This is a genomic window from Streptomyces sp. HP-A2021, assembly GCF_022807935.1.
Lineage (GTDB): Bacteria > Actinomycetota > Actinomycetes > Streptomycetales > Streptomycetaceae > Streptomyces > Streptomyces afghaniensis.
This window is the reverse complement of sequence record NZ_CP094344.1, coordinates 2,644,241-2,657,430: the sequence shown is the minus strand read 5'-3', so window position 1 is coordinate 2,657,430 and position 13,190 is coordinate 2,644,241. Positions and strand designations below refer to the sequence as shown.

Annotated in this window: 11 protein-coding genes; 9 read left to right on the top strand and 2 right to left on the bottom strand. The window is 71.0% G+C overall.

Translation table 11 applies throughout. The features are described 5' to 3' along the window. Position 1: 1 nt before the first annotated feature. The 6 genes from MQE23_RS12045 (at position 2) to MQE23_RS12020 (ending at position 6,644) form a co-directional block, all read left to right on the top strand. Positions 2-754 (top strand): DUF3710 domain-containing protein, encoded by a 753-nt coding sequence (locus MQE23_RS12045; protein ID WP_020270557.1) that lies wholly within the window; start codon positions 2-4, stop codon positions 752-754. A gap of 160 nt (positions 755-914) precedes the next feature. Then, entirely contained in the window at positions 915-2,090 is a 1,176-nt protein-coding gene (locus MQE23_RS12040) for an alginate lyase family protein (RefSeq protein ID WP_243379159.1), read from the top strand. A gap of 131 nt (positions 2,091-2,221) precedes the next feature. Further along, the gene (locus MQE23_RS12035) at positions 2,222-4,777 is read left to right on the top strand and encodes a sensor histidine kinase KdpD (RefSeq protein ID WP_243379157.1); all 2,556 of its coding nucleotides are present in this window, start codon (positions 2,222-2,224) and stop codon (positions 4,775-4,777) included. Continuing rightward, complete coding sequence (locus tag MQE23_RS12030) at positions 4,774-5,457, top strand: response regulator (RefSeq protein ID WP_243379155.1); 684 nt, start codon at positions 4,774-4,776, stop codon at positions 5,455-5,457. The genes MQE23_RS12035 and MQE23_RS12030 overlap by 4 nt, the downstream gene beginning before the upstream one ends. 53 nt (positions 5,458-5,510) lie before the next feature. Beyond that, positions 5,511-5,909, top strand: coding sequence for an OB-fold nucleic acid binding domain-containing protein (locus MQE23_RS12025; protein WP_082319756.1), 399 nt, complete (start codon positions 5,511-5,513; stop codon positions 5,907-5,909). Positions 5,910-5,912: 3 nt separating this feature from the next. Beyond that, complete coding sequence (locus tag MQE23_RS12020) at positions 5,913-6,644, top strand: DUF3159 domain-containing protein (RefSeq protein ID WP_020277300.1); 732 nt, start codon at positions 5,913-5,915, stop codon at positions 6,642-6,644. Positions 6,645-6,731: 87 nt separating this feature from the next. Here MQE23_RS12020 and MQE23_RS12015 read toward each other — a convergent pair whose 3' ends face one another. Beyond that, positions 6,732-7,409, bottom strand: coding sequence for a TrkA family potassium uptake protein (locus MQE23_RS12015; protein ID WP_010035052.1), 678 nt, complete (start codon positions 7,407-7,409; stop codon positions 6,732-6,734). Continuing rightward, a complete protein-coding gene (locus tag MQE23_RS12010) occupies positions 7,409-8,080 on the bottom strand; it encodes a TrkA family potassium uptake protein (RefSeq protein WP_037673997.1) in 672 nt (223 codons plus the stop codon). The genes MQE23_RS12015 and MQE23_RS12010 overlap by 1 nt, the downstream gene beginning before the upstream one ends. Before the next feature lie 246 nt (positions 8,081-8,326). Between MQE23_RS12010 and MQE23_RS12005 the strand changes: the two genes are divergently transcribed. The 3 genes from MQE23_RS12005 (at position 8,327) to MQE23_RS11995 (ending at position 13,100) form a co-directional block, all read left to right on the top strand. After that, a complete protein-coding gene (locus tag MQE23_RS12005; RefSeq protein WP_243379153.1) occupies positions 8,327-9,265 on the top strand; it encodes an adenosine kinase in 939 nt (312 codons plus the stop codon). A 332-nt stretch (positions 9,266-9,597) separates the two neighbouring features. Then, positions 9,598-11,649 carry an APC family permease gene (locus MQE23_RS12000; RefSeq protein WP_020277304.1) on the top strand — a complete coding sequence of 684 codons (2,052 nt, stop codon included), beginning with the start codon at positions 9,598-9,600 and terminating at the stop codon, positions 11,647-11,649. Positions 11,650-11,771: 122 nt separating this feature from the next. Then, a complete protein-coding gene (locus tag MQE23_RS11995; RefSeq protein ID WP_243379152.1) occupies positions 11,772-13,100 on the top strand; it encodes a class I SAM-dependent RNA methyltransferase in 1,329 nt (442 codons plus the stop codon). The last annotated feature ends 90 nt before the right edge of the window (positions 13,101-13,190 follow it).

Below are 13,190 nucleotides of genomic sequence, written 5' to 3'. Positions count from 1 at the left end.
CGTGTTCGGACGTCGCAAGAAGAGGGATGCCGCCGAGGACGCGGCCGGCGAGGCCGAGCAGGTCGTCGACGGTGTCGACAGTGAGGCGGGCGGCGAGAGCGAGCGCCTGAGGCTCGAACCGGCGCCGCGGCCGAACGGGCCCTGGGACAGCTCCGAGGTCCGCGACCCGGGCGAGGGCCGGGTCGACCTGGGTGGTCTGTTCGTGCCCGGCGTCGACGGCATGGAGCTGCGGGTCGAGGTCGCGGGTGACGCGATCGTGGCGGCGACGGTCGTGCTGCGGGACAGCGCCATCCAGCTGCAGGGCTTCGCCGCGCCCAAGCGTGAGGGCATCTGGGGCGAGGTGCGCGAGGAGATCGGCTCGGGCATCACCCAGCAGGGCGGCATCGTCGACGAGGTCGAAGGGCCGCTGGGCTGGGAGCTGCGAGCCCAAGTGCCGGTGCAGCTGCCGGACGGCACCGGCGGCTTCCAGGTCGTGCGGTTCGTCGGTGTGGACGGCCCCCGCTGGTTCCTGCGCGGGGTCATCTCGGGCCAGGGCGCGGTGCAGCCGCAGGCCGCCGGACTGCTGGAGCAGATCTTCCGGGACACCGTCGTGGTCCGCGGTGAGGGCCCCATGGCGCCGCGCGACCCGATCGTCCTGAAGCTGCCCGACGACGCCCAGATGGTTCCCGAGGGCGTCCAGCAGGAGGAGGGCTCCCGTTTCGCCGGCGGAATGGGCCAGCTCCAGCGCGGACCGGAGATCACCGAGGTTCGCTGAGCGTCGCAGAGACAGCAGGGCCGCACTCCCCAGGGGGTGCGGCCCTTTCTCGTGCGTGGAGCCTTGACGGGTTATTGGTCTGTACCTACCGTCTCCGTCCAACGCGTCTGTTCATAAAGGCGCTTCACGTTCACATACGAGAACGGAAGGCCCCCCGCGTATGCGCAGAACCGGACTCTTGGCGGCCGCGGCCGCCCTCGTCGCCGGCGTGCTCGCCTGGCCCGCCGACGCCGCTCCCAGCGCCCCCGGCACCTTCGTCCACCCCGGAGTCACCGTCTCCAAGGGCCAGCTGGACTTCACCCGCTCCAAGGCCAACGCCGGCGCCCAGCCCTGGAAGAGCGCCTTCGACCGGATGATGGCGAGCACGTACGCCGACCTGAACCGCACGCCCAGGCCCCGGGCGGTCGTCGAGTGCGGTTCGTACTCCAACCCCGACAACGGCTGCACCGACGAACGCGAGGACGCGATCGCCGCCTACACCCAGGCCCTCGCCTGGTACGTCACCCGCGACGAACGGCACGCGCGCAAGGCGATCGAGCTGATGGACGCCTGGTCCGCCGTGATCCGCGACCACACCAACAGCAACGCGCCCCTGCAGACCGGCTGGGCCGGTTCCTCCTGGCCCAAGGCCGCCGAGATCATCAAGTACACGTACACCGGCACCTGGACCGACTCCGGCCGCTTCGCCACCATGCTCCGCACCGTGTACCTGCCCGAGGTGATCAACGGCTCGAACTCCAACGGCAACTGGGAGCTGTCGATGATGGAGGCCGCCGTCGGCATCTCCGTCTTCCTGGAGGACAAGGTGTCGTACGACAAGGCCATGGCGAAGTTCCGCACGCGCACGGCCGCCTACGTCTACCTGGCCTCCGACGGCGACCTGCCGAAGACCGTGCCGAGCCAGAACCTCAACACCCGGGAGAAGATCGTCAAGTACTGGCAGGGCCAGTCGACCTTCGTCGACGGCCTCAGCCAGGAGACCTGCCGGGACTTCACGCACACCGGGTACGGCCTCTCCGCCATCTCGCACGTCGCCGAGACCAGCCGGATCCAGGGGCAGGACCTCTACGGAACCGATGTCGGCGAGCGGCTGCGGCACGGGCTCGGCTTCCACGCCAAGTACCAGCTCGGTACCGCCGCCCCCGGCTGGCTGTGCGGCGGCTCGCTGAAGCCGGGGCTCGGGCCGATACCCGAGGTCGGCCACAACGCCCTGGCCAACCGTCTCGGACACGCCATGACCAACACCGAGACGCTGACCCTGCGCGGCCGTCCCGCAGGCAGCAACAACCTCTTCGTCGCCTGGGAGACCCTCACCCACGGCGACAACCCCGCGTGAGGCTCTGAACGGCCGGGCGCGTCAGGGTTCCGTCAAGGACGGTCCCGCCGACGTGCCCGGCACCGCTGTGCCGCTCTTCCCGGCCGTAAGCTCGACGCTGCGCAGGCAGCGGACCGGAAGACAATGGGGCCATGGCACGCGGCAACCTTCGGATCTACCTCGGTGCGGCACCGGGCGTCGGCAAGACGTACGCGATGCTGTCCGAGGCGCACCGCCGCGTCGAGCGGGGCACCGACTGCGTGGTCGCCTTCGTCGAGCACCACGGCAGGCCCCGCACCGAGCTGATGCTGCACGGGCTGGAGCAGGTGCCGCGCAGGGAGCTGGAGTACCGGGGCGGCGTCTTCCCGGAGATGGACCTCGACGCCGTCCTCGCCCGCCGCCCGCAGGTCGCCCTGGTGGACGAACTCGCCCACACGAACGTCCCCGGCTCCCGCAACGCCAAGCGCTGGCAGGACGTGGAGGAACTGCTCGCGGCAGGCATCGACGTCGTCTCGACCGTCAACATCCAGCACCTGGAGTCCCTCGGCGACGTCGTCGAGTCGATCACCGGTGTGCGGCAGCAGGAGACCGTGCCGGACGAGGTCGTACGGCGGGCCGGCCAGGTCGAGCTGGTCGACATGTCGCCCGAGGCGCTGCGGCGGCGGATGGCGCACGGCAACATCCACACACCCGACAAGGTCGACGCGGCCCTGTCGAACTACTTCCGCCCCGGCAACCTGACCGCCCTGCGCGAGCTGGCGCTGCTCTGGGTGGCCGACCGGGTCGACGCCCACCTCACCCAGTACCGCAGCGACCACCGGGTGTCGCGGATCTGGGGCTCGCGCGAGCGGATCGTGGTCGGCCTGACCGGCGGGCCCGAGGGCCGGACGCTCATCCGCCGGGCGGCGCGGCTGGCCGAGAAGGGCGCCGGCGGCGAGGTACTCGCCGTCTACATAGCCCGCAGCGACGGGCTGACCTCGGCCTCGCCCAAGGAACTGGCGATGCAGCGGACCCTCGTCGAGGACCTCGGCGGAACGTTCCATCACGTGGTCGGCGACGACATACCGGCCGCGCTGCTCGCCTTCGCCCGCGGGGTGAACGCCACGCAGATCGTGCTGGGCTCCTCGCGCCGCAAGACCTGGCAGTACGTCTTCGGACCCGGTGTCGGCGCGACCGTCGCCCGGGAGTCCGGGTCCGACCTCGACGTGCACATCGTCACCCACGACGAGGTCGCCAAGGGCCGCGGACTGCCGGTGGCCCGGGGCGCGCGCCTCGGGCGGTCCCGGCGGGTGTGGGGCTGGCTGGTCGGTGTCGCCGGCCCGCCTGCCCTGGCGGCGGTGCTCAGCGCCGTCGACCTCGGCCTCGCCAACGACATGCTGCTGTTCCTGGCGCTGACCGTGGCGGCGGCCCTGCTCGGCGGGCTGTTCCCGGCGCTGGCCTCGGCCGCGGTGGGCTCCCTGCTGCTGAACTACTTCTACACACCGCCCCTGCACCGGTGGACCATCGCCGACCCGAAGAACATCGTCGCCATCGTGATCTTCGTGGCCGTCGGTGCCGCGGTGGCCTCCGTGGTCGACCTCGCCGCCCGCCGCACCCACCAGGCGGCCCGGCTGCGGGCCGAGTCCGAGATCCTGTCCTTCCTCGCGGGCAACGTGCTGCGCGGCGAGACCGGCCTGGAGGACCTGCTGGAACGGGTCCGGGAGACCTTCGGCATGGAGTCGGCCGCGCTGCTGGAACGGGCGAGCGACGTCGAGCCGTGGACCTGCGCCGGCCGCGCCGGGCAGGGACGTCCCGTCGAGCGGCCCGACCAGGCGGACGTGGACATGCCGGTCGGGGACCACATGGCGCTCGCGCTGACCGGCCGCGTCCTGCCCGCCGAGGACCGCCGCGTGCTGGCCGCCTTCGCCGCCCAGGCCGCCGTCGTCCTGGACCGCCGCAGGCTCCAGGAGGAGGCCGGCCGGGCCCGCACGCTCGCCGAGGGCAACCGCATCCGTACGGCGCTGCTCGCCGCCGTCAGCCACGACCTGCGCACCCCGCTCGCCGGGATCAAGGCGGCGGTGACCTCCCTGCGCTCCGAGGACGTCGAGTGGTCCGAGGAGGACCGGGCGGAGCTGCTGGCGGGCATCGAGGAGGGCGCCGACCGCCTCGACCATCTCGTCGGGAACCTGCTCGACATGTCCCGGCTCCAGACCGGCACGGTCACGCCGCTGATCCGCGAGATCGACCTAGACGAGGTGGTGCCGATGGCGCTCGGCGGCGTGCCCGAGGGCAGTGTCGGTCTGGACGTCCCGGAGACCCTGCCCATGGTCGCCGTGGACCCCGGGCTGCTGGAGCGGGCCATGGCCAACCTCGTCGAGAACGCCGTCAAGTACAGTCCGTCCGGCACGCCCGTGCTGGTCGCCGCCAGCGCGCTCGCCGACCGGGTCGAGGTGCGGGTGGTCGACCGGGGGCCGGGCGTCCCCGACGAGGCCAAGGACCGCATCTTCGAGCCCTTCCAGCGCCACGGCGACGCCCCGCGCGGCGCCGGCGTGGGACTGGGGCTCGCGGTGGCGCGCGGCTTCGCCGAGGCCATGGGCGGCACGCTCGACGCCGAGGACACGCCCGGCGGCGGGCTCACCATGGTCCTCACCCTCCGCGCGGCCGGAGCGCGCCCGGAGCTCCGCCGTGCGGCGGAACACACAGCCGAACCGGAAAGGCAGGCCTCATGACTCGTGTGCTGGTGGTCGACGACGAGCCGCAGATCGTGCGCGCCCTCGTGATCAACCTCAGGGCACGCAGGTACGAGGTCGACGCCGCCCACGACGGCGCCACCGCCCTCCGGCTCGCGGCCGCCCGCCACCCCGACGTGGTCGTCCTCGACCTCGGCCTGCCCGACATGGACGGTGTCGAGGTGATCAGAGGGCTGCGCGGCTGGACCCGGGTGCCGATCCTGGTGCTGTCCGCCCGGCACACCTCCGACGAGAAGGTCGAGGCGCTGGACGCGGGCGCCGACGACTACGTCACCAAGCCCTTCGGCATGGACGAACTGCTGGCCCGGCTGCGGGCCGCCGTGCGCCGGGCCGAGCCGGCCGGGGGCGGTGAGGAGGACGTGATCGTGGAGACCGGCGAGTTCACCGTCGACCTGGCCGCGAAGAAGGTCGACCGCGCGGGCAAGGACGTACGGCTGACTCCCACGGAGTGGCACCTGCTGGAGGTCCTCGTCCGCAACAGCGGCCGACTGGTCGGGCAGAAGCGGCTGCTCCAGGAGGTGTGGGGGCCGTCGTACGGGACGGAGACCAACTATCTGCGCGTCTACATGGCGCAGCTGCGGCGGAAGCTGGAGGCGGACCCCTCCCATCCGAAGCACTTCATCACGGAGCCGGGGATGGGATACCGGTTCGAGAAGTGAGGTCCTCGCCACGGCACTACGTGGCTTCCAGCAGGCCCCGGTACGCTCTAGACATGAGTGCTGTTCCTCGTTCGCAGAAGCCTGCGGGCCGGTTCCGGCGCATGCTCGACCGGCTCTCCTCGTCACAGGAGGACCTGGAGTCCGAGGAGCTGCGCGAGGACACCGAGACCACGGGCTGTATCCGGATCGGAGACTGCCAGGACCGGCAGATAGTGACGGTTACTGGTACCTTGCGCACGGTCACCCTGCGACCGCGCGCCGGAGTCCCGGCCCTGGAGGCCGAGCTGTTCGACGGCTCCGCCGCGCTGGACGTGGTGTGGCTCGGCCGGCGCTCGATCGTGGGCATAGAGCCGGGGCGAAAGCTGATCGCATCGGGCCGGGTCTCCATGAGCCGGGGCCGCCGGGTGCTGTTCAATCCCAAGTACGAACTGAGACCCCTCGGACGGGAGTAGCCGGTGACGTCGCTCGACAAGCCGACCGAAGAGACATCTGCGGACGACGCCCGGGCGGTGACCGAGGCCGCCCTGTTCGAAGCGTTCGGCGGCGTGCGGGGCATGGTCGAGACGGTGCTGCCCGGCCTGCTGTTCGTCACCATCTACACGATCAACAAGGACCTGCACCTGTCGGCGATCGCGGCGCTGGCCGTGTCGCTGGTGCTGGTCGTGGTCCGGCTGGTGATGAAGGACACCGTCAAGCACGCCTTCAGCGGTGTCTTCGGCGTGGCCTTCGGTGTCGTCTTCGCGATGATGACCGGCAATGCCAAGGACTTCTACCTGCCCGGCATGCTCTACACGCTGGGCCTGGGACTCGCCTACATCATCACCACGCTGTGCGGTGTCCCGCTGATCGGGCTGATCCTCGGCCCGGTCTTCAAGGAGAACCTCTCCTGGCGCACGCGGAACCCCGGCCGCAAGAAGGCGTACGCGAAGGCCAGTTACGCATGGGGCGCGATCCTGCTCGCCAAGTGCGCGATCCTCTTCCCGCTGTACTGGTGGGCCGACACCACACAGCTGGGCTGGGTCCTGATCGCCCTGAAGATCCCGCCGTTCCTGCTCGCCGTATGGCTCACGTGGGTCTTCCTGGCGAAGGCGCCCGCGCCGATCGACGTGTTCGCGGAGATGGAGGCGGAGGAGAAGGCCGCGCAGGAGAGGGAACGGGAGGCTGCTGCCCGGTCCGCCGAGCAGTGAGGCTCCACCAGAGCTGAAGGAAGCCGAGAGAAGGGGCGTCCCGGAAACCCGGGACGCCCCTTCTGCTTGCTCACCGCGGGGCCCCGCTCAGCTCGCCGCGCTGTCCCGGCGTACCGACAGCAGGTCCTCCAGCTGCTCCTCACGGGCCTGTGCGGCCACGAAGAGGAGTTCGTCGCCCGCCTCCAGGGAGTCCTCCCGCGAAGGCGTCAGGACGCGGGTGCCGCGGATGATCGTGACCAGGGACGTGTCCTCGGGCCACTCGACGTCCCCGACCTGCGTGCCGGCCAGGGCCGACTCCTCCGGCAGGGTCAGCTCGACCAGGTTGGCGTCGCCGTGGCTGAAGCGGAGCAGGCGGACCAGGTCGCCCACGCTCACCGCCTCCTCGACCAGCGCCGACATCAGGCGTGGCGTGGAGACGGCGACGTCCACGCCCCAGGACTCGTTGAACAGCCACTCGTTCTTCGGGTTGTTCACCCGGGCGACCACCCGCGGAACGCCGTACTCCGTCTTGGCCAGGAGCGAGACGACCAGGTTCACCTTGTCGTCGCCGGTCGCGGCGATGACGACGTTGCAGCGCTGGAGCGCCGCCTCGTCCAGGGACGTGATCTCGCAGGCGTCGGCCAGCAGCCACTCGGCCTGCGGGACGCGTTCGACCGAGATGGCGGTCGGCGCCTTGTCGATCAGCAGGACCTCGTGGCCGTTCTCCAGCAGTTCGCCCGCGATCGAGCGGCCGACCGCGCCGGCACCGGCAATGGCGACCCTCATCAGTGACCGCCCTCCTCTTCGGGACCCTTGGCGAACGCCGCCTCGACTTTGTCGACCTCGTCGGTGCGCATCATCACGTGCACCAGATCGCCCTCCTGCAGCACCGTCTGCGAGGTGGGCAGGACCGCCTCGCCGAGCCGGGTCAGGAACGCCACGCGCACCCCGGTCTCCTCCTGGATCCGGCTGATCTTGTGGCCGACCCAGGCGGGGGAGGTGTGCACCTCGGCGAGCTGGACGCCGCCGGTGGGGTCACGCCAGAGCGGTTCGGCGCCCGAGGGGAGCAGGCGGCGCAGCATCTGGTCGGCCGTCCAGCGGACGGTCGCGACGGTGGGGATGCCCAGGCGCTGGTAGACCTCGGCGCGGCGGGGGTCGTAGATGCGGGCGGCGACGTTCTCGATGCCGAACATCTCGCGGGCCACCCGCGCGGCGATGATGTTGGAGTTGTCACCGCTGGAGACCGCGGCGAAGGCGCCGGCCTCCTCGATGCCCGCCTCGCGCAGGGTGTCCTGGTCGAAGCCGACCCCGGTGACCCGGCGGCCGCCGAAGGAGGAGCCCAGGCGGCGGAAGGCGGTGGGGTCCTGGTCGACCACGGCGACCGTGTGGCCCTGTTGCTCCAGGTTCTGGGCCAGGGCGGAGCCCACCCTTCCGCAACCCATGATCACAATATGCATCGCGTCACACCGTGCTTCCTACGGGCCCTCTGACCGTCAACAATGTCCTGCTCATGTCTCTCTTTCGGCTCGCCAGGCACCAGTCGCGGCCTGAGTGCGGGCCGCCAGGCAACATCATGCCGGTGGAATCACGCGATGATGCCTTCCGGGGCCGGTGCCGCGTTCGACTGCCCGACTCCAACGTATCGGCAAAGTCGAGGGGGTTGCCGAGGGCCCTGCCGGGCCTCGGTGGGGGAGGAATCCGACATGAGCAGCGAGATCGACATCCTCGTCCTGGGCGGCGCGGGCGTGGACACGATCGTGCACGTGCCCGAGCTGCCCGTGCCGTTCGCCGACAGCCACATGATCCGGCCCGGGATCGTGACGCGCGCGGGGCAGAGCGGGGACTTCGTCGCGCTGGCCGCGAGCGCGCTGGGGCTGCGCACGCACCACGTCGACATGCTGGGCGACGACCCCGAGGGCGACCTGGTCCGCGCCCTGCACCGCGACCGCGGCATCGCGCTCACCGCCGTCCCCCAGCCGCTCGGCACCAGGCGCGCGGTCAATCTCGTCGGACCCGACGGCCGGCGGCTGTCGCTGTACGACGCCACCCGCTCGGCTGAGACGGACCGGCTGCCCGAGTCCACGCTGCGGGAACTGGCCGCGGCCAGCCGGCACGCCCATGTCGTCATCACCCAGCCGTGCGCGCACGCGCTGCCCGTCCTGCGCGAGGCGGGCATCACGATCTCGACCGACCTGCACGACTGGGACGGCTCCAACCCCTACCACGAGCCCTTCGCCCACCAGGCCGACCTGGTCTTCCTGTCCAGCACGGCCCTGGCCGACCCGGAGCGGACCATGCGGCGGATCACCGAGCGGGGCAGGGCCCGGACCGTCGTCGCCACCGCCGGCGCGGACGGCGCGTACCTCCTCGCCGACGGCGAGCTGACCCACGTACCCGCCGCCACGCCCCCGGCCCCGGTCGTCGACTCCAACGGCGCGGGCGACGCCTTCGCCGCCGCGTTCCTCCACGCCTGGCTGCAGGGCGCCCCGCCCCACCACTGCGCCCTGCACGGCACAGTGGCCGGCGCATACGCCTGCACGGTCCCGTCGACCCGGACGGACAGCATCGGGCCGGAGGAACTGCGTGCGGGGGTGGCGGAGCGGGCGCGGGTAGGCAGCGGGCCGAGCGACGCAAGTCGATGACGGGCTGCGGTGCCGCCACGGCTCCTGTCTCAGCGTGTCCCCGCAGAAACCTCCTTACGACGGCTGATGCTGCGCACGCTCGCCAGTGTGAGGATCCCGAGGGCTACGAGGGCGGCCGTGGCGCCGATCAGTTCTGCGGTGGGGTGCATGGGACCTCCAGGGGCGGCAACGGCCGGGAGACGGACGGGGCTTAGTCATATAGGCATGGGATCCGGGGGACCCGCCGAACCCGCAGCCGCAGCAGCCTCTGAATTCACTCGGAGAGCAGACGGAACGCCGATGGGGGGTGGCGGGTGGGCGAGCCCGCAATCGAACGCTTACGATCCACTGTTGTGTCCAAACTGACCGACGTGCCCAAACGGATCCTGATCGGGCGCGCACTGCGCAGTGACCGGCTGGGGGAAACGCTCCTGCCGAAGCGCATCGCACTACCCGTTTTCGCCTCCGACCCGCTGTCCTCCGTCGCGTACGCGCCGGGGGAGGTGCTGCTGGTCCTGTCGATCGCGGGTGTGACGGCGTACCACTTCAGTCCGTGGATCGCGGTCGCGGTCGTCGTGCTGATGTTCACCGTGGTGGCCTCGTACCGGCAGAACGTGCACGCCTACCCCAGCGGTGGCGGCGACTACGAGGTGGCGAACACCAACCTCGGCCCCCGAGCCGGCCTGACGGTCGCGAGCGCGCTGCTCGTCGACTACGTCCTCACCGTCGCGGTGTCGATCTCCTCCGGCATCGAGAACCTGGGCTCCGCGATCCCGTTCGTGGTCGAACACAAGGTGCTCTGCGCGATCGGCGTGATCGTGCTGCTGACGTTGATGAACCTGCGCGGCGTGAAGGAGTCGGGCTCGCTGTTCGCCATCCCGACGTACGTCTTCGTCGCGGGCGTCTTCACCATGATCGCCTGGGGCGCCTTCCGCGGACTGGTCCTGGACGACACCATGCGCGCCCCGACGGCGGACTACGTCATCAAACCCGAGCACCAGGGCCTGGCAGGCTTCGCCCTGGTCTTCCTGCTGCTGCGCGCCTTCTCCTCCGGCTGCGCCGCGCTCACCGGCGTCGAGGCGATCTCCAACGGCGTCCCGGCCTTCCGCAAGCCCAAGTCCAAGAACGCCGCGACCACGCTCGCGATGATGGGCCTGCTGGCCGTCACCATGTTCTGCGGCATCATCGCGCTGGCCGCCGCGACCGACGTCCGCATGGCCGAGAACCCGGGGCGCGACCTCTTCCACAACGGCGTCCCGCTCGGCGGGGACTACGTGCAGAACCCGGTGATCTCCCAGGTCGCCGAGGCCGTCTTCGGCAAGGGCAGTTTCCTGTTCATCGTGCTGGCCGCGGCCACCGCGCTGGTGCTGTTCCTCGCCGCGAACACCGCCTACAACGGCTTCCCACTGCTCGGCTCGATCCTCGCCCAGGACCGCTACCTGCCGCGCCAGCTGCACACCCGCGGCGACCGTCTCGCCTTCTCCAACGGCATCGTGCTTCTCGCGGGCGCCGCCGGACTCCTGGTGGGGATCTACGGCGCCGACTCCACCCGCCTGATCCAGCTGTACATCGTCGGCGTGTTCGTGTCCTTCACGCTCAGCCAGACCGGCATGGTCCGGCACTGGAACCGCCACCTGGCCACCGAGCAGGACCAGGCCAAGCGCCGCCACATGATCCGCTCGCGCGCCATCAACGCCTTCGGCGCCTTCTTCACCGGCCTCGTGCTGGTGGTCGTCCTCGTCACCAAGTTCACGCACGGCGCGTGGGTCGCCCTGCTCGGCATGGTGATCTTCTACGCGACGATGACGGCGATCCGTAAGCACTACGACCGGGTCGCCGAGGAGATCGCCGCCCCGGAGGGCCCGAGCGACGACAGCGTACGGCCGTCCCGGATCCACTCCGTCGTCCTGATCTCGAAGATCCACCGCCCGACGCTGCGCGCCCTGGCCTACGCCAAACTGATGCGCTCGGACAGCCTGGAGGCCCTGAGCGTCAACGTCGACCCGGCGGAGACCAAGGCGCTGCGCGAGGAGTGGGAGCGGCGCGGCATCGACGTCCCGCTGAAGGTCCTGGACTCGCCCTACCGCGAGATCACGCGGCCGATCATCGAATACGTCAAGGGACTGCGCAAGGAGTCGCCGCGGGACGCGGTGTCCGTGATCATCCCCGAGTACGTCGTCGGCCACTGGTACGAGCACCTGCTGCACAACCAGAGCGCCCTGCGGCTGAAGGGCCGGCTGCTGTTCACGCCGGGGATCATGGTGACCTCGGTGCCGTACCAGCTGCAGTCGTCCGAGGCGGCCAAGAAGCGGGCCCGCAGGCAGCAGGAGTGGAACGCGCCGGGTTCCGTGCGGCGGGGGCCCGCACAGGTGCGGTCGAAGGAGTCCACCGAGCACAAGTCGTGAGACGACGGTTCGTGTGACGGCTCGTGTGAAGCGGCCGGGCGGCACCCACGTAGACTGGTGGGCTGTTGTCCGGCCGTTTCCGTTCGGCCCTTGCCCCTCACGTGTTTTGGAGTCACCCCACCATGCAGGCAGAACCGAGGAAGTCGCTGGTGGGGGAGGAGTACGAGGTCGAGATCGGCCCCGTCGCCCACGGCGGCCACTGCATCGCCCGTACGTCCGAGGGCCAGGTGCTGTTCGTCCGGCACGCGCTGCCCGGTGAGCGGGTCGTGGCGCGGGTGACGGAGGGCGAGGAGGGCGCCCGGTTCCTGCGCGCGGACGCGGTGGAGGTGCTGGACGCCTCCAAGGACCGGATCGACGTCCCCTGCCCGTTCGCCGGCCCCGGCCGCTGCGGCGGCTGCGACTGGCAGCACGCCAAGCCGGGTGCGCAGCGGCGCCTGAAGGCCGACGTCATCGCCGAGCAGCTCCAGCACCTCGCCGGGCTCACCCCTGAGGAGGCCGGCTGGGACGGCACGGTGATGCCCGCCGAAGGCGACAAGGTGCCCGCTGGCCAGGTCCCGTCCTGGCGTACCCGCGTCCAGTACGCGGTCACGGCCGACGGCCGCGCGGGCCTGCGCCGGCACCGCTCCCACGAGGTGGAGCCGATCGACCACTGCATGATCGCCGCGGAGGGGGTCAGCGAGCTGGGCATCGAGAAGCGGGTCTGGACCGGCATGGACTCCGTCGAGGCGATCGCGGCGACGGGTTCGCAGGACCGCCAGGTGATCCTCACGCCGAAGCCGGGCGCGCGCCTCCCGCTGGTCGAGCTGGACCGCCCGGTGTCGGTGCTGCGCGTGGACGAGCGCTCCGGCGGCGTCCACCGCGTCCACGGCCGCCCCTTCGTCCGCGAGCGCGCGGACGGCCGGACCCACCGCGTCGGCAACGGCGGCTTCTGGCAGGTCCACCCGCAGGCGGCGGACACCCTGGTGACGGCCGTCATGCAGGGCCTCCTGCCCCGCAAGGGCGACATGGCCCTCGACCTGTACTGCGGCGTCGGCCTCTTCGCGGGCGCGCTCGCCGACCGGGTCGGCGACCAGGGCGCGGTCCTCGGCATCGAGTCCGGCAAGCGGGCGGTGGAGGACGCGCGGCACAACCTCGCGGACTTCGACCGCGTGCGGATCGAGCAGGGCAAGGTCGAGAGCGTGCTGCCGCGCACGGGGATCACGGAGGTCGACCTGATCGTGCTTGACCCGCCGCGGGCGGGGGCGGGCCGGAAGACGGTGGAGCATCTGTCGTCCCTGGGGGCGCGCCGGATCGCGTACGTGGCGTGCGATCCGGCGGCGTTGGCGCGGGACTTGGGGTACTTCAGGGACGGTGGGTATCGGGTGCGGACGCTGCGGGCGTTCGATCTGTTTCCGATGACTCATCATGTGGAGTGTGTCGCCATCCTCGAACCGGCCGCGAAGGGCTCCTGACCTGCGGTTTTGTGCGTGCGCATTATGTGCGGTGTGGGCGCTACGGGCGATACCTTGACGCTGCCGACGCTCATTTGACGCTCTTTCTGA